The sequence below is a fragment of the Mycobacterium venezuelense genome (assembly GCF_054919535.1).
Genome location: NZ_JBONDW010000014.1, coordinates 1 through 23,310, shown reverse-complemented (window position 1 = coordinate 23,310; position 23,310 = coordinate 1). Strand labels below are relative to the sequence as shown.

The window sequence follows — 23,310 nt, the reverse complement described above, 5'->3', positions numbered from 1 at the left end:
CGTGGTCACACTGGACCGGCTGATCAATGTGCTGGGTGGCTATGGCGTCCACCTCCAGTACTGCTCGACGTCGCGGTCGACGGAGTTGCGCAGCGTCGTGATGCACGAGGCCGGCCAGGTCATCGGTGACGTCTTGCTCGCAGTCGGTGCTGCTTCGGTGGCCGAGGCGATCGAGTGGGCCGCCGCCGCACGCGCAGTGGTCGTGCTGGTTCGCCGCGGTGCCGAATCCGACGACGAGCTTCTACCCGCTGAACCGGAGCGCATCGCCGTCATGGCCGTTGACCCGGAAGTGTCGTGGAGTGACCTCGCGGCGGTGGTCTACGGCCTCGTGCTCGAAGGCAGGGAAACCGAATCTGGCCGTGGCCCAACGGATTTGTTCGCGTTGGCCGACAGTCTCGCCGAGGCGGTCGGCGGGTCGGTGACGATCGAAGACCGGCATTCGGCCGTGCTGGCGTACTCACGGCTGCAGCAGCACGCCGACCCGGCGCGCGCCGAGACGATCCTCAGCCGCCAGGCGCCCGAGCGGCTGCGGGCGGTCTTCACCGAGCGCGGCGTGTTCCGGCACCTGACCGAATCCGACGACCCGATGTTCGTCGACGGCGATGCGAAGCATGGCCTGACCGGGCGCATGGTCGTGGCCGCCCGCGCCGGCCGCGAGCTGCTGGGGTCGGTGTGGGTGACGTGCGCCGAACCGCTGCCCGGCGAGCGCCGCGCCACGCTGGCCGACGGTGCCCGCATGGTGGCCATGCATCTGCTTCGCTCACGCGCTAGCGCCGACCTGGAGCGTCAAGTCGAATCAGAGTTGGTGATCCGCCTGCTCGAGGGCGCCGCCGATGCGACGACGGTGGCGAGCCGGCTGGCATTGCCGCAGTCCCCGCTTCGGGTGATCGCGCTGCGGGCCCACACCGCCGATGAACGGCATTCGGCGTTGTTGCTCGCGTTCGAGCGGGCCACGGCCGGGTTCGGCTGGTCGCGGCCGGGACGTAGCGCGCTCGCCGGCAACACCGTCTACACAGTCCTGCCCGGTGCCGGGCCCGCGGCCGCCACGGATTGGGCGCTGGGCCTGCGCGCCGCCCTGCCCGAACCGGTCACGGTTCGCGCCGGCGTGAGCGGCCCGGCGACGGTTGCCGAGTTGGTATTGGCCCGTCGCGAAGCCGACGAATGCCTGGCCCTGCACGAGGTGCGACGCGGTGGCGCCGTCCCGGTTTACGACGAGGCCTGGGACGACATCCTCTTGCAGCGGCTGCGCATCGCCGCGCAATCGGGCCGTGCACCGAAGCGCGGCCCGGTCGCCGAATTGCGCGAGCACGACCGGGCGCACGGCACCCACTATGCGCGCACACTGCGGGCCTGGCTGGAGGCGCAAGGCGACCTCGCCGAAGCGGGCCGGGAGTTGGGCGTGCACGAGAACACCGTGCGGTACCGGCTGCGCAAGATGGCCGAGGTGACGGCTCTCGATCTGGGCGATGCCCGCAAACGGCTCGCGATGATGATCGAACTGGCCGTCGGCGAGAATTTGTCGTAGTCCGACAATCCACCGAGCGTCGATTGTCGAAAGGGCGCAAACAGTCCGATAACCACCGCCGCCACGATGGAAGTTCAGACAACTTCGGGTGTGGAGGTGGCGTCATGGTCGGCGTCGATCGGATTGACGGCGGACCGCGGTCGGCGATCGTCGTGGGTGCGGGCATCGTCGGATTGTCGACCGCGTGGTTCCTGCAGGAGCGTGGGGTCGACGTGACCGTGGTCGATCGCACCGGCGTGGCCGCGGGTGCGTCGTGGGGCAACGCAGGCTGGGTGTCGCCGACCCTCACGATCCCGCTCAACGATCCCGGTGTGCTGCGCTACGGCTTGCGTTCACTGCTCAGTCCGACGGCACCGCTGCACATCCCGGTCACCGTCGATGTCGGGTTGTGGTCATTCCTGACGCGGTTCGCCATGAACTGCCGGTTGTCCTCGTGGAATCGCGCGGCCAAGGCCAACCTGCCGCTCAACGAGGAATGTCTCGAGGCCTACGACGTCCTGACCGCCAACGGGGTGGCGGTGCCCACCACCGACGGGCCGATCACGGCATTGTTCGAAAACGCGCAGCGGGCCGAACATCTCATGATCGAGCTGCGCCGGATGGCCGCCGTCGGGCAGACGGTGACGGTGACCGGTCTCTCGGGAGACGCGTTGCGCGAACAGGTTCCGCTCGCCTCCCGCGCCATCACCGCGGGGATCAACATCGAAGGCCAGCGCTATGTCGATCCGGGCCGGTTCGTACATGGGCTCGCGGATTCCGTTGCCGCGCGGGGCGCGACGATACGCACGGGCGAGGTCACCGACGTCGAGCCGTCCGGCGCCGGTGTCCGGGTGCACCTGCGCGGTGAGTCCCTGCATGCGGACGCCGTCGTCGTCGCCACGGGGGCGTGGCTGTCGCGCCTCGTGGGCCGGTGGGTGCGCACCCCCGTGCGGGCGGGGCGCGGCTATTCGTTCACCGTGCCCGTCGACCGCCCCGTCCCGGCACCGATGTATCTGCCCGACGTACGCGTCGCCTGCACGCCGTATCAAGGCCAGCTCCGCATCGCGGGCACCATGGAGTTCCGCGCACCGGACGAGCCGCTGCAGCTTGCCCGCGTCGGCGCGATCGTCGCATCGACCGCCCCGCTGCTCGACGGTGTGCGCTGGGATGAGCGCACCGACGTCTGGGTGGGGCCGCGTCCGGTCACGCCCGACGGCCGGCCACTGATCGGTGAGGTCGCGCGCGGTGTCTATGTCGCAGGCGGACACGGGATGTGGGGCCTCGCCCACGGCCCGGTCACCGGACGGCTTCTTGCCGAATACCTCACGACCGGGAAACAACCCGAAGCGTTACGCGAATTCAACCCGCTCCGTTAGGAATTCACACGCCACGCCCGGACCGGGCACACCCGTCGTCGGGGGCGGTGCATCGTCCCGCCCCTGACGACAACCATCCTGGCCGATAGGAGGACCAGAAATGACTAACAGCCAACGTATTTGGATGTCGCCGCAAGCACACGAGCGGCTCCAGGACGAGCTGAGCACCCTGCGCGACCTCATCGCGACGGAGGCTGCTCAGGACTCCGACGAGAACCAGGTGGCGATCCAGCGCGCGCGCCAGGCCCGCATCCAGCACATCCATGACCTGCTGCTCAACGCCGTCGTCGGCGAGGATCCGCCGGACGACGGAATCGCCGAACCCGGCATGGTCTTGACCGTGCGTTACGACGAGACCGGCGAGACCGAGACCTTCCTGCTCGGTGTGCGTGGCGCCGAATACGGTGACATGGAGGTCTATTCGGTGCAATCGCCGTTGGGCAGCGCCATCCTCGGTGCCCGCCCCGGCGAGCAGCGGACGTACGAGACGCCCAGCGGTGCTCTGATCGCCGTGACGCTGCTGGCGGCAATGCCTTACGGGCTGCATCAGCCCGCCGATCTCACCGCGTAGCCAGACCCGCGATCAGCCGGGCGGCCAGGTCTGCCGCGCCGGCCGCCCGGAGTTCGCTGCCGATACGTGCGGCCGCCTGCCGCGGCGCCTGATCGTTGAGCAGGGTCGTGACCGCACGGCGAATCTCGTCGGCGGAAGCCGATCTGCGAAGGGTGATCCCGGCTCCCGCGGCCGCGATCGAGCGGCCGATGAGGGGTTGGTCCGACAGCGCATTGGCGGGGAGTACCAGCGTGGGCATGTCGTGCGCGAGCGCCAGGAACGTGGTGGCGTGCCCGCCGTGGCCGATCAGCAGCGAGCACCTCGGCATCAGCTCGGCGTGGTCGGCGAATCCGAGCACTTCGACATTCGGCGCGGCGGGCAGTGCGTCCGGGTCGATCACCCCGCCGGTGGTCACCACCGCACGCAACGGCAACGTCGCGAGCGCTTCGATGACGCGTCCGAGTGTGCGTCGCTGGCCGCGAAAACCGTTTGTGGACATGCTGACCAGAACGAGCGGCGGATCCGGATTTCGTCGTGGCGCACATCCGTCGACGATCGCGCCGACCCAGCGGAGATTGTGGGGCTGAGGACGTTTCGATTCGGGATCCAGCGACCGCAACGTCGCGACGATGTTGAGGTCGGCGGCATCCCACATTCTCGAGATGCGATGCCCGTACACCAGCGCGGCGGTGCCGGCTCCGAACCGGTACAGGCGATTGACGTAGCCGCGGAACGAATGAGTGAACACCGCGTGGGGTATGCGGGCGTCCTGCACGGCCCGCAATGCCGGAAGGAGCATGCAGTCCACGACCGCGACGTCGGGTCTGCTCTCTGCGCAAAGCCGTCGGACGTCGGCGCCGATGTTCGCGTCATTGAACATCGGCACCCACCTGATCGGGTTCTGTTCGCGGCGCGAGTCCCAATCACGGACGCGTCGGTACGCCTGAAACTCCAGGCCCGCCCGCTCGACCTGCTCGCGTAGACACGTATGACCGACCACCCGTACCCGGTGACCGTGACCGGCGACCGCGCCGGCCACCCCGAGCATCGGCGGCACGTTGCCCCCGCCGTCCATCGTCACGAATAACACGTCGGTCATTTTCCGCCGAATCCTCGTACCGGTGAGCGCCGCGGTCAGGTTATCCCGGTTGAACCGACGGCGGGGCCCACGCGCCTTAATCTGATCGGATGGCAGGTGACCGCCGCGGCACACCCGGCAACTTGACCGCCGACGACTGGCTGCAGGCAGGCTACGAACTGTTGGCCACCGACGGCCTGCGGGCGCTCAAGATCGAGCGGCTGTGCGAACAGGTCGGGGCGACGCGGGGCAGCTTCTACTGGCACTTCACCGACATGAAGGGTTATCGTTCGGCTCTGGTGGCGTCGTGGAACTCATTCTTGGAGAACGACCGTCGCTCACTGGCAGAGATCGAGCACCTACCGCCGCGCGAACGGCTGTCGAAGATGATGGCGGCGCTGGTCAGCCCCCAACACTGGACGTTGGAACGCGCGATGCGCGAGTGGGCGCGCTCCGACGACGTGGCAGCGGCAAACATCCGCGCTGCCGACCATCGTGTGCTGGTGGCGGTGAGCAAGGCCTATCTCGACTTCGGCTTCAGCCCCGAGGAAGCCCGACTGCGCGCCGAGTCGACGTTCGCGGCCGGCATCGGCATGTTGCACTTGATCGACTCCACGGCCCAGCTCGCGGCGTCGAATCGACACGAGCGGTTCCTGGATCTGATGTTGGGGATCTCTGGGCGGGCCGGTTCTCAGCCCTCGGGCGCATAACGTTCAAGATCAGCACGGCTGCGTTCCCGCAGTGACGACGTCGCCGCGTCCGACAGACCCAACACCCGCATGCACGCATCGGCGACGTGGTGCGGCAGTTCGGACCGCTGTGGGCCGCGCGGCATGGACCACATGTTGACCAACGACTCCACCAAGCGGAACGGCAGGTCGGCTGCGGCCTCGTGCACACCCGAATCTGCGGCGATGACCTTGCTCAGCGCGAGGTAATGCCGCCTGAGGCGCTCACGATCTGACCAGAAGGTCGAGAGCCTCGCTTCGCGCAGTTCAGGCTGCAAGTACAGCGCGCCCAGATTCCAACGGCCACTGAGGAGTTGATGACCGTCAAACACCGCGAGCGCATGCAGATGTTCGGCGTCGGTCAACGTCGGGTCGGCCGACCGTAGAGCCGGGATGAACGCCAACGTCGGTTGAACCGTCTGGCTCAGCAGTGCGCACAGGATGTCGTCTTTTGTCTTGAAGTAGTGGTAGAGCGAGGCCTGACGAATACCCACCGCCTCCGCGATCGTCCGCGTCGAGGTTCGGGTATAGCCCAACGTCGTGAACAGTTCCCCTGCGGCGTCGAGTATTTCGTCGCGGGCCGTGGAGCCCGGCCGACGTTGGGTGATCAGCCGCGGACGCCCCGCCCGAGTGATCGCCATTGCCCCATCGTGCCCACCGTGCCCGGGAAACTCCAAGGTCGGCGGTATCTGTCACGCGACAGAAACATGCGACATCGACCGGTTACGCACCGAATTGCATTGGTTACGCCTGCGACACCAACGAGGAGGGTGTGCGCTGAAAACTGTCACTCGACAGGCGGTCCTGAGCAGGAGATCAGATGACTAGCACAATCACCGAGGTCAACGCACCTCGCGCCACCGACGCATCGGGTTCCGGACCGGTCGCGTCGGTCCGCGACCTGCACGTCACGTTCCGCAGGGCCGGCCGCGATGTGAAAGCGCTTCGGGGCGTCTCGGTTGAGATCTCGCCCGGCGAAATCCTGGGGCTGGTGGGCGAATCCGGCTCGGGTAAGAGCGTTCTCGGTTTCAGCATGCTGGGCCTGCTGCCGTCGGAGGCCGCTACGAGCGGCTCGGTCCGAGTATGCGAAACCGACATGCTGACCGACGATTCGAAGGCGCTGCGCCGGGTACGCCGGCTCGACCTCGGCGCGATATTCCAGGATCCGATGACCTCGCTGAACCCGACCATGCGCATCGGCAAGCAGGTCGCCGAAGCCGCAGGAAGCGTCGAAGAAGCACTCAAACTTCTTACCTCGGTAGGCATTCCCGATCCTCAACGGCGGCTCCGGGCATATCCGCACGAGCTGTCCGGCGGGTTGCGCCAGCGGGTGATGGTGGCCATCGCGGTCGCGGGCAATCCCGATCTGATCATCGCCGACGAACCGACCACCGCGCTCGACGTGACCGTGCAGGCACAAGTGCTGCGGCTGCTGCGGCGCCTGCGTGACGACATCGGCTGCAGCATCGTGCTGATCACCCATGACCTCGGCGTCGCTGCCCAGATATCCGACCGGATCGCGGTGCTCTACGCCGGCCGGATCGCCGAGATCGGCGATACCGCAGATCTTCTCGACAACCCCGCTCATCCGTACACCCACGGTCTGTTGCGCTCTCGGCTGACCCTGCAGACACCGCGGCATCGCCCGCTGGTGACTCTGCCCGGCGCGGTGCCGAGTCCGGTCAGCCCGCTACCGGGCTGTGCATTCGCACCGCGCTGCGTGCTAGCCGCGCCGGCCTGCGAGATCACCCCTCCTGAGCCGGTCATCGTGGCACCCGGCCGGGTCAGCGCCTGCGTGCTGACCCGGGATACCGTCGTAGCGGAATTGGGCGGCCGGTCGGCGGGTTCCGACATAGCGACTGCCGACGAGGCCGAGGCGGCGTTCGGTGAATCCGCCGTCACCGTCCGCGACATCACCAAATCCTTCGTCGTCAAACACCGAAGGCGCGATCGGACGGCCGGCAAGCACGGGAAACTGCAAGCGCTGCGCGGGGTTTCGCTGACCGTCGGCAGCGGTGAATCGGTTGCCATCGTCGGTGAGAGCGGGTCGGGCAAGTCGACCTTGTTGCGCGTGATCGCGGGTTTGGAGAAGCCGACCACGGGATCGGTGAAGCTGGCGGGCAACCGCCGTCCACAGATGGTGTTTCAGGACGCCGGTGCATCGTTGACCCCGTGGTTGTCGGTCGGTGAGCTGATCGACGAGCGGTTACGCGAAAGCTCCACATCGCGCAGCGCACGGCGGACCGCGGTCGCCGAGGTGCTGGAGCGCGTGGGGCTACCCGCAGACATCGCGAAATCCAGGGCCGCCCAGTTGTCTGGGGGACAACGGCAGCGGGTTTCACTGGCCCGCGCCACAGTCGTGCCGCCCTCAGTCCTGTTGTGCGACGAGCCGACCAGCGCACTCGACGTGTCCCTGGCCGCGTCGGTGCTGAACCTGATCGGCGAGCTGCGCCGAACACTGGACATGTCAGTTGTTTTCGTGACACACGACCTGTCGGTGGCCCGCGTGGTCGCCGACCGCATCGCCGTCATGTATCTGGGCCGCATCGTCGAGATCGGTCCGGCCGACGATGTGATCAACCGCCCGGCCCACCCGTATACCCGAGCGCTCGTGGATTCCATCCCCGACCTCGGCCGTGACTCACCGGTGCTGGCCGGTGAGCCGGCCAGCCCGCTGGCACCGCCGGTTGGCTGTGCGTTTCATCCGCGCTGCCCGATCGCGGTGGACACCTGTGCAGACCATCACCTTGACGTCCGGCTGGAGGGAACCCCCGGTCAGCCGCACCAGGTGGCATGCATCGAACGGAAGGCGAGCTGATGGCCATTGCGTTGCCTGCGGGCACCTGGCTCCGCACCGGACGCCGCAGGTGGACGATGCCGAGCAGCCCTGCCGGACTGAGGGACTGGGTGGCGGTGTCGTCGGTCGTGGTGGTGACCGTGGTGGCGGTCGCCGTACCTCTGATCGCACCGCACGATCCCCTGCTTCCGGTAGGGATGCCGCTGCAGGCGCCGGGCACTCACGGTTTCCTGCTGGGCAGCGACAGCGTCGGCCGCGACATCCTGTCGCGGGTGCTGTACGGGGCACGGGCCAGTTGGTTCGCGGCCCTGGTGGTGGTTGCGGTCGGACTGGTCGTCGGCGGGCTGGTCGGTTTGATCGCCGGCTCGGTGGGCGGTTGGGTCGACGGGCTACTCATGCGGATCACCGATGCGTTCCTGTCGCTGCCCGCGCCGGTACTCGCCATCGCCGTGGTCGCCGCACTCGGACCCGGATTCGTGCACACGCTCATCGCGGTATCGATCGTGTGGTGGCCGTTCTACGCGCGGCTCGTCCGCGGCGAAGTGGCTCGGCTTGCGGCCCGGCCGCACGTGGAGGCGGCGAAACTGGCTGGAGTCAAGCCTTTTCGGTTGGCCCGCCGCCACCTGCTGCCCGGCGCGGTTCCGAACGCGCTCGTGGCCGCGAGCCTCGACATCGGCACCCTCATCCTCACCCTGGCGTCCCTGTCGTTTCTCGGGCTCGGGCAGGCAGCGCCGGCACCCGAACTCGGCGCCGATACCGGACGCAACCTGACGTATTTCCTGCAGCAGTGGTGGGTTCCGGTCATGCCGGGCGTCGGTGTGCTGGTGCTGGCGCTGATCGCCAATCTGGCCGGCGACGGCCTGCGCAACCTGATGAAGACGAGTTAGGGGCGCGCGATGAGAAACTTCATCTTGTCCCGGCTGGCCGCGATGGTGGCGATACTGGTCGCGCTGACCGCGGTGATGTTCGTACTGCAGCACATTTCGCCGCTCGACCCGGTCAAGGCTCAACTCGGCGCCAACTCCTCGGCGGAAGCCGTCGCAGCCAGGCGCCAGGCACTGGGCCTCGACCAGCCACTGCTCAATCAGTTCTGGCACTACCTCACCGGAGCCGTGCAAGGCGATCTCGGTACGTCGTACCGGACCAGGCATCCGGTCAGCAGCGACCTCGGTTCGTTCTTCCCGGCGACCCTCGAACTCGCGGTGTCGGGTATCGCATTGGCGCTCATCCTTGCCGCGTTGCTGGCGTTCGGTACCACGCTGAAATGGCCTGGCTCAGGCGTTTTGCGGGCTGTGCTGTTCACCGGCGCGTCGGCGCCGATGTTCCTGCTCGGGATCGTCGGCCTGATCGTCTTCTATCAGCAGCTGGGCTGGGTGCCCGCCAACGGGCGGATCGGTGTGGCGAACCCGCCGACCGGGCCGACGGGAATGCTGACCGTGGACGGTCTGCTCGCCGGGCGATTCGACGTCGTCATCGATGCGGCACACCACTTGATCCTGCCCGCGGCCGTGCTCGCGCTCGGTCCGGCAGTGGCGATCGGCCGGGTGCTCCGATCGAGCCTGTTGAGCGACGCCAACAGTGACTATGCCCGGACCGCAAGGGCCAAAGGGCTTTCCGAGTCCAGGGTCATGGTCGGACATGTTCTGCGCAACTGTGTCGGAGCGGCGTTGTCGATGACGGGACTGCAGGTGGGCTTGATGTTCGCCGGTGTGCTCGTCATCGAGCAGGTGTTCGGCTGGCCGGGTATCGGCCAGTACATCGCGCAGAGCATTCCGGTCGCGGATTTCCCCGCCATCGCGGGCGTGACGCTCATGCTCGGGGTTCTCTACGTCGTCATCAACACCGCAGTCGACCTGTTTCAGGCCGCAGCGGATCCGCGTATCGCAATAACAGGAGGTTAGGTGCCAACACAGCCCTTGATCGTCGGCAACCCGGTGTTCGTCGTCGTCGACATGCAGGAGTCCGGTGACATGCCGGTCGAGGCCGTCGGCATTCCGCACATGCCCGGGTACAGCGAGCGGATCGACCGGACCAGGCAATTGCTCACGGCCGCACGCAGAGCACGCATTCCGGTCGTGTTCTTTCAAGAGGTGCACCGCCCCAGCGGTATCGATTTCGGGCGCGAGCTCGACGGCACGGAAGGCGTCCACTGTGTGGAGGGCAGGCCGGGCACCGCGCTGCATCCGGCGCTGTTGCCCGAACCCGGTGAGTTTCACATCGTCAAGCGACGCTACTCGGGTTTCATCGGCACCGATTTCGAGATCGTGCTCAGTGGCCTGCGCGCCTCGACACTCATCCTCGTCGGCGGGCTCACCGACGTGTGTGTGCACTACACGTTCGCCGATGCCCACCAGCGCGACTTCTACGTGCGGGTGGTATCGGACTGCGTCGGCGGCTCGTCGCAGTACCGCCACGACGCGGCGTTGGACGCCATGGAGTACCTGCAGACCGGAGCCGTCCGCACCAGCGACGAGATTCTCGCCGCCTTCCAAGCACTGGCCGACACCACGACAACCGATCCCGTACTCGAAGGAGCAGCACGATGAGAAGCCGACTGACAGCGCGCCTCAAGACCGTGGCCGCGACAGGAGCCGTCGCGATGCTGACCCTGACAGCTTGTGGCGGTTCGGATTCCAGCGGCGGCGCGCCAAACGCTGCCCCAACCGACAAGGTGTTGCACTTGTCGTTCCTGCAGGATCCTGGGCAGCCGCCGGACCCCGACGTGTACTACGCAGGTCAGGGCCTACTGCTGACGACGAACATCTACGAAGGCCTGTTGCAGTACAAGGGTGGCACCGACAAGCCGGAGCTCGAGCCGCTGCTGGCGACCGAATGGACCGCGTCACCCGACAACAAGGTGTTCACGTTCAAACTGCGCGAAGGGGTCAAGTTCCATGACGGGACCCCATTCAAATCCGACGCGGTCAAGGCCTCGTTCGACCGCAGGCTGGCCGTCAACGGCGGACCCGCCTACATGGTCAAGGACATCGAATCCGTCACCGCACAAGGGGATTACGGCGTCACGATAACGCTGAAAGCGCCGAATTCGGAGTTTCTGCCTTATCTTGCGTCGGCCTACGGTCCGCGCATGATGAGCCCAACCGGCCTGCAGAAGAACGCCGGTTCGGACTTCGCGCAGACCTATCTGACCACGCACGACCTCGGCACTGGCCCCTACACCTTGACCGACGCACAGGTCGGATCGCACTACGCGATGGCATCCTTCGGTGAATATTGGGGTCCCAAACCGTATTTCGAGAAGGTCGAGATGCCCGTCATCACCGACACCTCGGCCCAGCAGCTGCAGTTCAACAACGGTCAGCTCGCCGCAATCCTGCACGACCTTCCGTCCTCGGCGGTCGAGCAGTACCTGAACAACGACAAGTTCTCCCACCACTCGTTGCCGACGATGATGGCCTCGTTCCTCTACGTCAACCCGAACAAGGGCATCATGACCGACCAGGCCACCCGCACTGCCGTACTCGACGCCATCGACGTCGAGCAGCTGGTCAAGCAGACATTCTTCGGCCGCGGCAAGGTCGGCGCGCAGATGTACCCGCCCTACGTGCTGGCCTCGGACTTGGGCAAACAGACGCTGACCCATGACCCGTCGGCGCTGACCAAGATCGCCGCGGGGCTGCCTGCCGATCAGAAGACCGTGACCGTCGGCTACGACACGAGCAACCCCGACATGCAGCTGATCGGAAATCTGGTGCAGACACAGCTCGCGGCGGCGGGTCTCACCGCGAAGGTGCAGGGATACCCGACGTCGGAGATCTACGGCTGGATCGGGACGGACATGCAGGCCGCTCCGGAGATCATGGCCAATACGGTGTGGCCGGACGCTCCGTCGCCCTACACGTGGGGTCACATCTCCTGGGACAAGGACGGTGGCATCAACTATCTGGGCTGCTCGTCGCCGCGGGTCAGCTCCGCGCTCGCACAGGGGCTGCCGACGGGTGCGACGCAACCGTATTCGGAGGCGGGCGCGGCAGCCGAGGAGACCGGATGCTGGCTGAACATCGCCGACATCGATGATTTCGTCGTGGCCCAGCCGTGGTTGAAGGGCGTTGAGCAGGCCCATGCGCTGTCCAACCCGAACTCGCTGCGAATCGCGGCACTTTCGGTCGGCTGAAGATGGGCGTCACCGACGGGAAGGTCAGGCGAATCGTCCTGCTGACGCTCGGCTGGGAAGAGTTGCCGAAGTCGGTATCGGTGTACGGATCGGCCCCAGAGCTTCGGATGCGCGAGCCGGTGCCAGGGGTTCTACTGCAGACCGACGGCGGCTGGGTACTGCTTGACACCGGGTTCAACACCGCCCTCATCCGCGATCCCGCGCTGTATCGGAGGTTTTTCCCGACCGTCGAGTACATCCCCGTGCTACCGGGCCCTGGGGAACCTGTCGAGCAGTCGTTGCTGGACATCGGCGTCGACATCGACGACATCCACGCGGTCGCCCTGAGTCATCTGCACCACGACCATGCCGGCGGACTGAAGCTGTTCGCCGGTAAGGTCCCGGTGCACGCTCAGAGACGTGAGTTGGAATATGGGCTGTCCAACCACCCTGAGCCCGAACACAATGCGATCAACCGCATCGACTTCGACGATCCGCGCATCGACTGGCAACTCGCGGACGGAGAGGCCGAGATCGCACCGGGTATCACCGCGATTCCGACCTACGGCCACACCCCCGGGCATCAGAGTTTCATGGTGGAGCTCGACAAGTCGGTCGGCAGCGACGGATTCGTGTTCGCGTTCGACGCCGCCGACCTCACCGAGAACATCGAGCACGAACTGGCGATCGGCGGTTACATCGGGGTGCAACCCGAGGAGACGGTGGAACCGATTCGCCGCCTCAAGAAGCTCGCGAAAGAGAAGGGTTACCAACTGATCCCCGGTCATGATCCGCATGTCTGGCCAAAGCTGACGAACCACTTCCACGAACGCTTCGGTCCGGTGTCGTGACCGGCGTGCGGATGGCTGACTGCGCCGGGCTATGGCGTCGCACGCTACTGGTGGACACCGACGGCTCAACCGATACCAGTGCCGGTGTGCGCTGGCTGCAGGGCATCACCGGCTACGTGGACAGCCGCGGCTTCGCCGGTGTTCTCGAACAGCGCGGGGACGTGTTCGAGTGGCAGCGACTGGTGGCGACCGAACCGTCCGACTCACCGGATGCGGGCCGGATGAGTTGGGACGGCGACACCTTGGTCGAGGTCGGACTACACGCCGACTATGTCGAGCATTGGGTACGTGACGAACCGCACGCATCGCCGTGCTGGTCTCTGGTTCTGCAGTCCGAGGACGGTCATACCGCCGTGCTGGTGCGTGCCGGCAACGAGTTCGGCTGGGCCGATGGGCGCCATGCCGTGATCGACACGGCAAGCGGGCGGCAATGGGCCGCGCTGGCTCCGCGCCGTTGGGGAGACGGGCTGACGATCAACAGCGTGCGGTGGCACGTGAAGATGACTGAAGGAGAAGTGGATCTGTGAGCGGGGCAACGTCTTTCACCGAGGTGCCGATCGTGGACATCAGCGGTCTGCTGTCGGCGGACCGCGGCGAGCAGGGCCGGGTGGCTGCCGAGATCGGTAAGGCCGCACGCGAAGTGGGCTTTTTCTACATCTCCGGGACCGGTATACCCGAGGAACTCTTCGGCACCATGCTGTCGGCCGTGAAGGAGTTCTTCGCACTGCCGATCGAGGAGAAGATGCGCTCCTACATCGGCTTGTCCCGCTGTCACCGCGGGTACGTCCCGGTCGGAGAAGAGGGCCTGGAGACCGGCACGCCCGACTTGAAAGAGGCGTTCGACACCGCACTGGACCTCCCCGCCGACGATCCGGATTACCTGGCCGACAACCCGATGCTGGGACCCAACACCTGGCCCGACGTGCCCGGGTTCGCCGAGGCCGTCACGGCCTACTACCACGCAGTCCTCGAGGTCGGGCACCGGCTGTTGTGGGCTTTCGCGGTCGCCTTGGGCGAGGACCCTGACACGTTCGCACAGCATGCCACCAAGACACCAAGCCAGCTCCGACTGATCCACTATCCGTATAACCCCGACGCCGAAGATTCCCAGGGCATCGGCGCGCACACGGACTACGAGTGTTTCACTCTGCTCAAACCGACCGCCCCGGGACTGGAGGTCATGAACGGGGCAGGCGAATGGATTGACGTGCCCCCGATTCCCGGCGCCTTCGTGGTCAACATCGGCGACATGCTGGAGTTGTGGACCAATGGCACGTTCATCGCGACGAGCCATCGGGTCCGTCGGGTCAAGGAGGAGCGGTACTCGTTCCCACTCTTCTTCAACGTCGACTACTACACAGAAGTGAAACCGTTGCCGCAGTTCATCGCTGAGGGTGTGGCCACCACCCGGCCCGCACTGCGCGCCGGTGAGCACCTGTTTGCCCAGACCGCACAGACATTCGCGTACCTGCGCGCCCGGATACAGCGCGGTGAGCTCGCGCTGCCCGAGGGTTCGGTGGGTCTTGGCACGTTCGGTCAGCAGGCGCTGCACGCGGGCAGCTGAACGGGTTCACCCGTCGGCACGACGACTGCGCCGGCAACTGCCGCTACTGTCGGGGCAGGGCGGGTGTTTGGAGGATTCGGCTGATGTGGACGCTGACCAAGTCGGTTGAGCTCGAAGACGGGGCCGTGCGCTGGGACTCCTTCGGCGAAGGGCCCCCGATCGTGCTTGTCCATGGCACGCCGTACTCGTCATTTCTGTGGCGCGACGTCGCGGGCGCGCTCGTCCGCCACGGACGGCAGGTCTACGTCTTCGACCATCTTGGTTACGGCCAGTCTGACAAACGAGACGGTCAGGACCTCACTATCGCAGCCCAGGGGCGCAACTTCGCAGAACTGCTCGGTCAATGGGATCTGCTGCGCCCCAGCATCGTTGCCTGCGACATCGGCGGGGCGATCGTGCTTCGAGCACTGTTGCTCGAAGACGCGACGTACTCAGATCTGACACTGTTCGATGCCGTCACCGGCGGAAGTTGGGAACACGGCCTGTTCGCTCTCATTCGTCAGCACCACGACGTCTTCGAGCAACTTCCCGCATACGCGCATGAAGCACTGGTGACCGCGCACCTGCGCAACGGCACTCATCAGGGTTATCGTCCGGGAGTCCTCGAAGCGTATCTGGCGCCCTGGCTGGGTCCAGAAGGACAGGCCGCGTTCTACCGGCAATACCGGCAACTGAGCCAGGACGACACCGCCACGTACGAGCACCTGCTGGAGACGATCGATATCCCGGTGTCGCTGTTATGGGGACGCGACGATCGAATCTTGCCCGCACATCACGGGGAATGGATCCGACAACATGTCACCCATCAGGGATTCGTCTGGATCGATGACGCGGGCCATCTGCTGCCGGAGGACGCGCCCGCCCAACTGGTCGAGAGACTCGTCCAGTTCTCGGGGTTTCAGTGAGTAACGAAACAGTCGCCGAAGTCGCCACCTGAGCCACATGCAGCCCACTGGTCACACGCGCTACGCCGTCACTGAAAAATCCTGACGGTCAAAGGCATTCACGGAGATCCTCAATCGGGCTACGACCGAAAGTTTGTTCAGTCGACAGTTGACCAAACCTGTCTACTGAGGCGCCTCCGTGCCTTAGCGTGGCGTCCAACAACCGAACGAACATCTCTGGCAGGAGACATCGTGGCGCGATTATCGGTCTGGATGGGGGCGGGCGCAGTTGCCGCAGGCGTTTCTGCCGCAATGATCGCCGGAGCCGACACTGCGAGCGCTGACACCGGATCGGAGACCTCGAAGTCCGACGTCAGCGCCAGTTCGCCCGACAAAGATGAGCGGCCGGGGCCTCGTCGGAACAATGGCGGCACACGCGACTCAACGAGCCACGACGACGCGGGCACGGCCGACACCGCGACGACGGCGCCGAAGACCACGAAGTCCGAAAAGCCCGAGAAGGCCGAGAAGGCGGCCAAGCCGCGAACACGTAAACGGGACGCCCGCGCCGGGGAGCGGCAGGAGCCCGCCGCCCACGATGCGCCGACTGCCGATACCCCGCAGCGGCCCGAGGACTCCCCGAAGCCAGATGTGGCGGTCGAGGATGAACCGGAAACCGCAGCCCCAGGTCCAGAACCCATGGCTGCCGAATCTCAGGAGCGACGACCACTGGCGCCTGTCCAGCGACGCGCCTCTCGCCAAACCGCGGATTCGGTCGAAGCTCCTGAGCCACAGTTGATCTCAACGGTGCAGACCGCGTTGACGTCGGCAACCACACCGCAGGCACGGTCGCTGCCCGAGCAGATCCAATCGGTCGTCTTCGACGTCATCGGGGTGGCCGTCACGGCCATCGCGGGTCGCCCCGTGGTACCGCCCGGGAGCGAGGTCACCGTACGAAGCTCGTCGTTGGAGATCACGGAGGGACGCACCGTACCCGCCGACTGGTATTACCCGGAGGGCGACGAACCACCGGAGCGGATGATTCTGCTGCAGCACGGTTTCCTCGGGGTGAGCGCGATGTACAGCTACACCGCGGCCAATCTGGCCGAGCAGACCAACAGCGTCGTCGTCGTACCGACATACTCTTCGAACCGCTTTGTCCGAGACGGGTTCTGGTTGGGCGACGATCAGGTGTACCGCGCCACCGCCGAGTTGTTCCTCGGTGATCGCGAGGCGTTGACGGCCAGCGCGCTGGCCGCGGGCTACGCCGACCAATACGGTCCGGGTGTTCCCTTGCCGGACGCGTTCGTGCTGGTTGGACACTCGCTCGGCGCCGGAGTGGTGGCGGGTGCCGCCGGGTACTACGCCGATGCGGTCACATCGAGTGGGGACGTCAATCATCTGGCCGGCGTGGTGTTGCTCGACGGCGCACCGCCGGGGGACACGTTGCCTGATGCGCTGGACAAGCTCGACCAGCTCGGTACCTACGTACCGGTGCTGGAGCTGGGGGCACCCAGGGAAAACCGCAGTGTGGACGCCGCCCTCGTCGAACACCGGCCAGGCATGTTCAACGGCGTCGTGCTGACCGACGGCAAGCACCTGGATGCCATGCAGGGCGGCACCCCGCTCATCCAACTCCTGTCGCACTTGTTCTACGGCTTCTCTACGCCGCAGAACGAATCGGCTTCCCAGACAGTCATCGCCGGCTGGGTCAATGACATGTTCGCGAACCGCATCGATGCCTCCACCGGACAGTGTGAAGGCGCCGGCTGTGCGGGCATCTACGGGGATCCGGGACAGACCATCGCCCTGCCGACACCGGCCGGGCCCACCAGCGCGGTCGTGATCGGCGGGTCGGCCCCCGCACCGGCGACTACCGTGTTTGAACCGATGCTCGCCGACTCCCTGGTCGCCGCGAGGCCTGCCGCGAGTATCAGCCTGCGCTTGCTGGTGTGATCGTGCGGCGCAGCGTCAGCAGAGTGATCTCGCTCGGCGCGAAGACCCGGAATGGCGGACCCCAGAACCCGGTGCCGCGACTCGTGTAGAGCTGGGTGCGGTCGCCGTGCCTGCTCAATCCCTGCACGACGGGCTGCTCGAGCCTGACCAGAAAATTGAACGGCCAGATCTGGCCGCCGTGCGTGTGTCCGGAAAGCTGGAGATCAACTCCGGCGGCCGCCGCCGTGGCGACTTGCTTGGGCTGATGCGCGAGCAGCATGACCGGAAGCGTCGGATCGCTACCCGCAAGCGCCGCTTCGAGGTTCGCCCCGTGGCCGGCGACACCGGAGGCGTGGGCCGTCGCATCGTCGACACCCGCGATGATCAGCTTGTCGCCGTTGCGTTCGACGACGATGTGCCTGTTGTGCAGCGCGTCCCACCCGATGCTCTCGATGTAGTCGAGCCAGCCTTGCGCCTCACTGAAGTACTCATGGTTGCCCGTGACGTACACGCGGGCGAGCCGGGCCCGCGCCGCGGCAAGCGGTTTGGCCTGCGCCTCACGGCGGTTGACGATTCCATCGGCGATGTCGCCGACGTGACACACGACGTCGGCGTCGAGTTCGTTGACGCGCTCCACCACCGACGCCGACCAACGGGTGCGGTCGAGCGGCCCGTAGTGGGTGTCGGTGATCACCGCTACGCGCAGGCCGTCCAGGCCGCCGCCGAGTCTGGCGATGTCCACGTCGACGCGTCTGATGCGCGGCACCCGCATCGCTTCGGCATAACCCCACGCCAGCACGGCAATGACGACGACCACAACCGCGACCGCGACGATCCGCGAGCGCTCGGGATCCGGCACGCCAAGCACGAGCAGCGCCAGCCGCAGGAGTTGGGCCAGCACCGACCACACGAACAGCACCCACATCACGCCGAGCAGCACATCCCCGGCGACGGCGGCCCAGTCCCGGTGCCGACGGCCGTGTCCCAGGGTCATCATCGCAGGCAACCCGATGAAAGCCGCCACGAATACGACTGTGCCGGAGGCGATCACAGCGGGCGGCCACTGTGTTCCTGACGACAGCAGCGTCCACCACGGTATCCCGAGCAGGAGCAACATGATGACGCCGACGACAAGCAACCGGCGCCATCGGCGACGGGGGCGCGGACGTGCGACCGATTCGACCTCGGCGGCCGGGGTGTCTTGCATTAGATCGACGGTACCCAGCGGCGGCGCAGCGTGACGACGGTGACGTCATCGTCGGCGTTCGCCGATTCCATGGCTTCGGAGATCCACGACGCGGTCACCTCGCCGGCACTGCCGAGCACCGTGGCCAATCTGTCGAGTCTGTCGTCGATCGCCTGCCCCCGGCGTTCCACCAAACCATCGGAGAACATGACCAGTCCGGTTCCCTGCTCGACGGTGAACGTGCTCGGCGCATACTCAACGCCCCTGACGCCGATCGGCGGTGACAACCGCAGCGGCGCCGGAACTGCCGCCGACTCCGAATCCACCAGATACGGCATGAGATGCCCGGCGCACGCGGCGTCGGCCTGGCCGGTGCCGAGGTCGACGCGGGCCACGAGGACCGTCGCGAACGCCCTGGACACCAGGTTCACACTGAAATCGTTGAGGTGGTTCAGCGCCTCGGCGGGTGAAGCACCGGCGAACAGGTAGGCGCGCAGGGCATTTCGCAACTGCGCCATCGTGCCTGCTGCGGTGATGCCGTGGCCGGCGACGTCACCGATCAGAACGATCAATCGGCCATCGCGGAGTTCGAACGCGTCGTACCAGTCGCCGCCGACACGTCCACCGGCGGCCGGTTCGTAATGCGCGGACAGTTGCCAGTTGTCGGGAGCCGGAATGGACTGGGGCAACAGGCTGCGCTGCAGGGTTTCGGCCATGCGCAACTCTCCGCGGGTGCGGCTGTAGAGCGATTCGACCAGATGCCGTCGCAGTGCTTCGGCGGCCTCGGTCTCGATCGCGGTCCAAGGCTGGCTGCGTCGACGGACGATCTCGCGCCACCGCTCGAACGACTTGCGCGGACTGAGCCGAGGCTGCTTGCCGTCGCGTCCCTCGCTGACCGCGATCGCCTTGTTGTGCGGATCTCCTCCCCAGTCCACCGAGCGCAAGACCTCGCGCCGGAACCACACCGCATGCTGCCCGTCTGGCAGGTTGAGCACGAGTGCACCGGCCGCGACGTGCGGATCGACCTCGACGTCGGGAAGCGAGTCCGTCAGGCATTCGGTGCTGGCGACCTCGTCACCGGCGCCGCGCGCCCAATCGATGACGGCCGACACGACTGCCGGTGGCGGAACCGCCCCGAGTACCTGTCGCTCGCCCTGGACGTTGACGACGACGCCGTCGGCGGGCACCAGATCGAGCAGGTCGGGCCCGCCGAGCAAGGCGGCCGAGATCGGGGCGCGGTCATCGATCGTGGCGGCCATGAGTTTCGCGAGCACCGCCTGCGTGTCCAGCCGCTTGTTTAGTTGGTCTTCTTCGAACTGGTCGACGAGCCGCAGTGACAGGGTCGAGCCGAGGAATTCGGCAGCCGCTCGGGCACCGAAGGGCGGCAGATGCGGCCCGGAGTAGTGATGACACGCGATGAGCCCCCACAGCTTGCCGTGCCGCAGCAACGAAATGGACATCGACGCGTGCACACCCATGTTCTGTAGATATTCGATGTGGATGGGCGAAACACTGCGCAGGGTGGCGTAGGTGAGGTCGGTCGGTGTGCCGACGGCCGGGTCGACCACAGGCACGAGCTTGGCAGGCGAGTAGTTGACGTCGGAGATGAGCCGCAACCAGTTTTTCTCGTACAGCGCCCGAGCCTGTGCCGGAATGTCCGTCGACGGATAGTGCAACCCGAGGAACGGGTTGAGGTCATCGCGTTTGGACTCCGCAACGACCTCGCCGTTGTAGCTGTCGTCGTAGCGATACACCATCACGCGGTCGAAACCGGTGAGGTCGCGGACGGCCCGCGCGGTCGCGTCGTAAAGCTCGAAGAGCGTCTCGGCCCGGTTCAGCTCCTCGACCGAGCTGCGCACCGCCTGATAGGTGTTCGGGTAGGAGTACGGGCGCTCGCCGTACGCGATCTCCAACTCGACCAGAAGCATTCCGTCCGGCTCCCGGTGCAGGATGGCGTCGAACTCGCGCGGTTCGCCATTGACGTCGATGACGCACTCGACCGGGTTGCGCCGGCGCAGATCGCGGAATGCCGACACGACACCTGCGACTCGGTCGGCTTGGTCGGCGCCCATCAGCGCCGACAGGTGCCTGCCGAGGACAGCATCGACGGGCCGGGCAAGCAGGTCGTCGACGTTCGCGCTGACCTGGCGCACCTCGAGGTCGGCCTCCCGCACCACCGCGAGCACGCCGCGCGGCTGGATACCGCCGGGAATGTGGATCGGCTCTCGGGCGCAGTTGTCCAGGTCGATTACCGTACCGGCCGGGACCAGGTCTTCCGGGTTGGTCAAGCAACACGCTCCATCGGTTTCATAAACAGGCTGCAGTCGTTACTGCGGTCCGTTCGAGGTGGTCTCGCCACTGCTTGACCGTCCCAACCTCTGGCTGCCGGCGTGGCCGCCGACAGTTCGCATCTTCACACGATAGCGACGGCTGGGCCAACCGCTGTTGCGTCATGGTCACGCCACGTCGGCTTTTCTTACCGGCTAGCACTACCGTCGAACTACCGTCAGCCCGGTGGTCGCGTCTCCTGGTCCACCCAAGACTTCCCTCATGACCGAGACCCCGCCACGCCAGCACGAGGCTCACCCGCCGGCAGGCACGCCCCGCCGCCCGGCACCGGCGAACAACAGTCCCATCGCTGCTGTCGCCGCCCTGTCGGGCTGGAGATTGACCTGGGCCCTCATCATCGCGATCGCGATCTTCGCCACGATCGCCGCTTTGGCGGTCGGCGGCGCCGGCGGAGCCAATCTCGGAATTCGATTCACCGCCCGCACGTCAGCGGTCCTCTTTCTGCTCACGTTCACCGCGTCGTCGCTCTACCAGTTGTGGCCGACCACGACCACGAAGTGGATCCGGCGCAACCGTCGCTATCTCGGCGTCGCCTTCGCCGGATCCCACGCCATCCACGCCGTGTTCATCGTCGCGACGATCATCTTGAACGCGCAGCGCTTCCAGACGGGGGTCGACCACACGCCGCACGCGATCTATGTCGTCGACTTCATCGCCTATGGGTTCATCATCGCCATGACGATCACCTCATTCGACAGCGTCGCTGACCGGATGCGGTACCGCAATTGGAAAGCCCTGCATGTCACGGGAAGTTACGTCATCTGGTTCGCGTTCTTCATCGCCTACTGGCGCCGCGGCGTCACCTACACCGAGTTCTACGGGCCGTTCCTGCTGATCGTTCTCGCAGCGTTGATCATCCGGTTCATCGCGAAAGCTCAGCGGCTCAGAACTCGTCGTACCTCTGTGCGATGATGGCTATATATCAACTGCCGCAGCGTCTTTCGCCGCTGAGGGGTCACCGTGCGAGCGGCTTGAGGTGTTGTTCGGTGAACTCGATCAGATCCTGTCTCGGCTCTTGGGTTGCAGTCTGGTGTTGGGGAGGGTGTGGACGAAAAATCGCTCGGCATCGGCGTACTTTTCGCCGAGTGCGTCGGCGACGAAACCGTTTGCGATGTAGAAACCCACTGCGTCGGAACCCGTTTCGGCAATCAGATGACAGTGACGCGGAGTCGCTTCTCGTACCGCTTGCAGCATTTGGCGTCCGACGCCGCAGCGACGGGAGATCTCGTTGGTCGCGATGTGCGGTATCACTACGTCGGTGAGTTTCACGGTGTAGCCCACCACATCAACTGGGGAGTTTCGCATCGATGCACACAGAAGGATTAGCCCAGGGTCTCGGCGATACTGCTCGACGACGCGGTCGGCGCGGTCCGCCAGCAACCGATACAGCCAGCAGATCGAGTACACCCTCGTCGTCGATGCCTGCAGGCGACACCTGCACAGGCTCCCCGATCGCCATCGATACAGCTTGCCCCTGGGCACTACCAAAGATCGCCTGGCCGCCAGTCGCAAATCAGAGCGGTGTCCGCGTTGAGCGGTTGGTCTTGTGCTTCGATAGTGAAAAGGTAAATTCGGTCGGCGTCGTCGTAGGTGTCGATGATGCCGACTGGGCCAGCAGCTTGAGTGCGGCCGGTCCAGGGCTGCCAACCGCGAGCCGTATAGAAGGCTGCGGCAGTCTCGACCGCATTGAGCGCACCCAGCTGATGACGTGTGCTGATGATGTTTTCGGCATGGTCCATGACGACTCTGCCCAATCCACGACCCTGTTGGTCGCCACGAACCGCGACCCCCTCGACATAGCCGGTGTTGAAGGCAATGTCGTTGTGTCGCAGGGTCCTAGCTACGACGGACGCGAATCCCACCATGGACTGGTCAACGTCATTTAGGACGATGTGCACTCCGTCGACGGCATGCAGCCAATCGTAAGATCGAAACTGAGATCCGAAAGCGTTGCGTACCAAAGCTTCCGCGGCATCAAGCTGAGCTGCGCTGAGTTCCCCGGGCTCGGCTATCGACACCTCGACCATGAGGCCAGCATGTCACAGCAGCGCGGCTCTGACGCCGCGCCACACCGCGCGCCCGCTAGCGCATTTGACTGTTAGCAACATCTAAGCGCGAAGCCTGGCAACTGCCTGAGGGTCGGGTCAAGTTCTCACCACCAGCAGGTCAGACATAGCTATCAGAGATCTTTTGCTCAGACGGAACGACGCCGAGCGTTCCGCCGCCAGGCTGGCCTTGTTACCCCAGATTGTTGACGTTTTCATTGACATTGCCTACAGTCCGTGCCACGGGACGGCACGTAGCTGACTGCTGCTGCGTGTTGACACTGATCGGGGGATCGGATGCGCGGATACAAAGGCGTTATTGCCAGTACAGGCAACTTTCTGCCCGACA

Annotated in this window: 21 protein-coding genes; 15 read left to right on the top strand and 6 right to left on the bottom strand. The window is 65.8% G+C overall.

Translation table 11 applies throughout. The features are described from left to right. Nucleotide 1: 1 nt before the first annotated feature. The 3 genes from ACRCUN_RS21910 to ACRCUN_RS21900 all read left to right on the top strand — a co-directional run bounded on the left by ACRCUN_RS21910 (nt 2) and on the right by ACRCUN_RS21900 (nt 3,451). Complete coding sequence (locus ACRCUN_RS21910) at nt 2–1,525, top strand: PucR family transcriptional regulator (RefSeq protein ID WP_462143735.1); 1,524 nt, start codon at nt 2–4, stop codon at nt 1,523–1,525. Between the two features lie 104 nt (nt 1,526–1,629). Then, a complete protein-coding gene (locus ACRCUN_RS21905) occupies nt 1,630–2,880 on the top strand; it encodes an NAD(P)/FAD-dependent oxidoreductase (protein ID WP_462143734.1) in 1,251 nt (416 codons plus the stop codon). Nucleotides 2,881–2,980: 100 nt separating this feature from the next. Further along, nucleotides 2,981–3,451 carry a GreA/GreB family elongation factor gene (locus ACRCUN_RS21900; protein WP_462143733.1) on the top strand — a complete coding sequence of 157 codons (471 nt, stop codon included), beginning with the start codon at nt 2,981–2,983 and terminating at the stop codon, nt 3,449–3,451. Here ACRCUN_RS21900 and ACRCUN_RS21895 read toward each other — a convergent pair. After that, nucleotides 3,441–4,529, bottom strand: coding sequence for a glycosyltransferase (locus ACRCUN_RS21895; RefSeq protein ID WP_462143732.1), 1,089 nt, complete (start codon nt 4,527–4,529; stop codon nt 3,441–3,443). The two genes, ACRCUN_RS21900 and ACRCUN_RS21895, sit on opposite strands and share 11 nt — an antisense overlap. An 89-nt stretch (nt 4,530–4,618) precedes the next feature. On the opposite strand from ACRCUN_RS21895, the gene ACRCUN_RS21890 reads away from it, so the two are divergent. Next, nucleotides 4,619–5,218, top strand: coding sequence for a TetR/AcrR family transcriptional regulator (locus ACRCUN_RS21890; RefSeq protein ID WP_462143731.1), 600 nt, complete (start codon nt 4,619–4,621; stop codon nt 5,216–5,218). Here ACRCUN_RS21890 and ACRCUN_RS21885 read toward each other — a convergent pair. After that, the gene (locus tag ACRCUN_RS21885; RefSeq protein WP_462143730.1) at nt 5,200–5,877 is read right to left on the bottom strand and encodes a TetR/AcrR family transcriptional regulator; all 678 of its coding nucleotides are present in this window, start codon (nt 5,875–5,877) and stop codon (nt 5,200–5,202) included. The genes ACRCUN_RS21890 and ACRCUN_RS21885 overlap by 19 nt on opposite strands. 179 nt (nt 5,878–6,056) lie before the next feature. On the opposite strand from ACRCUN_RS21885, the gene ACRCUN_RS21880 reads away from it, so the two are divergent. The 10 genes from ACRCUN_RS21880 to ACRCUN_RS21835 all read left to right on the top strand — a co-directional run bounded on the left by ACRCUN_RS21880 (nt 6,057) and on the right by ACRCUN_RS21835 (nt 17,402). After that, nucleotides 6,057–8,054: a dipeptide ABC transporter ATP-binding protein gene (locus ACRCUN_RS21880; RefSeq protein WP_462143729.1), complete on the top strand. Its 1,998-nt coding sequence runs from the start codon at nt 6,057–6,059 to the stop codon at nt 8,052–8,054. Next, nucleotides 8,054–8,920: an ABC transporter permease gene (locus ACRCUN_RS21875; RefSeq protein WP_462143895.1), complete on the top strand. Its 867-nt coding sequence runs from the start codon at nt 8,054–8,056 to the stop codon at nt 8,918–8,920. The genes ACRCUN_RS21880 and ACRCUN_RS21875 overlap by 1 nt, the downstream gene beginning before the upstream one ends. Before the next feature lie 9 nt (nt 8,921–8,929). After that, the gene (locus tag ACRCUN_RS21870; protein ID WP_462143728.1) at nt 8,930–9,934 is read left to right on the top strand and encodes an ABC transporter permease; all 1,005 of its coding nucleotides are present in this window, start codon (nt 8,930–8,932) and stop codon (nt 9,932–9,934) included. After that, entirely contained in the window at nt 9,935–10,579 is a 645-nt protein-coding gene (locus tag ACRCUN_RS21865) for a cysteine hydrolase family protein (RefSeq protein ID WP_462143727.1), read from the top strand. It begins immediately after the preceding gene. Beyond that, nucleotides 10,576–12,168, top strand: a complete 1,593-nt coding sequence (locus ACRCUN_RS21860) for an ABC transporter substrate-binding protein (RefSeq protein ID WP_462143726.1) — start codon at nt 10,576–10,578, stop codon at nt 12,166–12,168. Before ACRCUN_RS21865 ends, ACRCUN_RS21860 begins: the two co-directional genes overlap by 4 nt. A gap of 2 nt (nt 12,169–12,170) precedes the next feature. Next, on the top strand, nt 12,171–12,998 hold the full coding sequence (locus ACRCUN_RS21855) for an N-acyl homoserine lactonase family protein (RefSeq protein ID WP_462143725.1): 828 nt from the start codon (nt 12,171–12,173) through the stop codon (nt 12,996–12,998). Between the two features lie 11 nt (nt 12,999–13,009). After that, nucleotides 13,010–13,525: a hypothetical protein gene (locus ACRCUN_RS21850; RefSeq protein ID WP_462143724.1), complete on the top strand. Its 516-nt coding sequence runs from the start codon at nt 13,010–13,012 to the stop codon at nt 13,523–13,525. Continuing rightward, nucleotides 13,522–14,562 carry an isopenicillin N synthase family dioxygenase gene (locus ACRCUN_RS21845; protein ID WP_462143723.1) on the top strand — a complete coding sequence of 347 codons (1,041 nt, stop codon included), beginning with the start codon at nt 13,522–13,524 and terminating at the stop codon, nt 14,560–14,562. The genes ACRCUN_RS21850 and ACRCUN_RS21845 overlap by 4 nt, the downstream gene beginning before the upstream one ends. An 83-nt stretch (nt 14,563–14,645) precedes the next feature. Continuing rightward, on the top strand, nt 14,646–15,467 hold the full coding sequence (locus ACRCUN_RS21840; RefSeq protein WP_462143722.1) for an alpha/beta fold hydrolase: 822 nt from the start codon (nt 14,646–14,648) through the stop codon (nt 15,465–15,467). Between the two features lie 231 nt (nt 15,468–15,698). Next, nucleotides 15,699–17,402 carry a hypothetical protein gene (locus tag ACRCUN_RS21835; RefSeq protein WP_462143721.1) on the top strand — a complete coding sequence of 568 codons (1,704 nt, stop codon included), beginning with the start codon at nt 15,699–15,701 and terminating at the stop codon, nt 17,400–17,402. On the opposite strand, the gene ACRCUN_RS21830 is transcribed toward ACRCUN_RS21835, so the two are convergent. Next, nucleotides 17,380–18,588, bottom strand: a complete 1,209-nt coding sequence (locus ACRCUN_RS21830; protein WP_462143720.1) for a metallophosphoesterase — start codon at nt 18,586–18,588, stop codon at nt 17,380–17,382. The two genes, ACRCUN_RS21835 and ACRCUN_RS21830, sit on opposite strands and share 23 nt — an antisense overlap. Beyond that, nucleotides 18,588–20,855, bottom strand: a complete 2,268-nt coding sequence (locus ACRCUN_RS21825) for a SpoIIE family protein phosphatase (RefSeq protein ID WP_462143719.1) — start codon at nt 20,853–20,855, stop codon at nt 18,588–18,590. Before ACRCUN_RS21825 ends, ACRCUN_RS21830 begins: the two co-directional genes overlap by 1 nt. A gap of 262 nt (nt 20,856–21,117) precedes the next feature. Between ACRCUN_RS21825 and ACRCUN_RS21820 the strand changes: the two genes are divergently transcribed. Next, nucleotides 21,118–21,828 (top strand): hypothetical protein, encoded by a 711-nt coding sequence (locus ACRCUN_RS21820; RefSeq protein ID WP_462143718.1) that lies wholly within the window; start codon nt 21,118–21,120, stop codon nt 21,826–21,828. A gap of 84 nt (nt 21,829–21,912) precedes the next feature. Here the strand turns inward: ACRCUN_RS21820 and ACRCUN_RS21815 are convergent, their stop codons facing one another. Beyond that, the gene (locus ACRCUN_RS21815; protein ID WP_462143717.1) at nt 21,913–22,221 is read right to left on the bottom strand and encodes a GNAT family N-acetyltransferase; all 309 of its coding nucleotides are present in this window, start codon (nt 22,219–22,221) and stop codon (nt 21,913–21,915) included. 176 nt (nt 22,222–22,397) lie between these two features. Beyond that, nucleotides 22,398–22,943 (bottom strand): GNAT family N-acetyltransferase, encoded by a 546-nt coding sequence (locus ACRCUN_RS21810; RefSeq protein ID WP_462143716.1) that lies wholly within the window; start codon nt 22,941–22,943, stop codon nt 22,398–22,400. Nucleotides 22,944–23,310 lie beyond the last annotated feature (367 nt).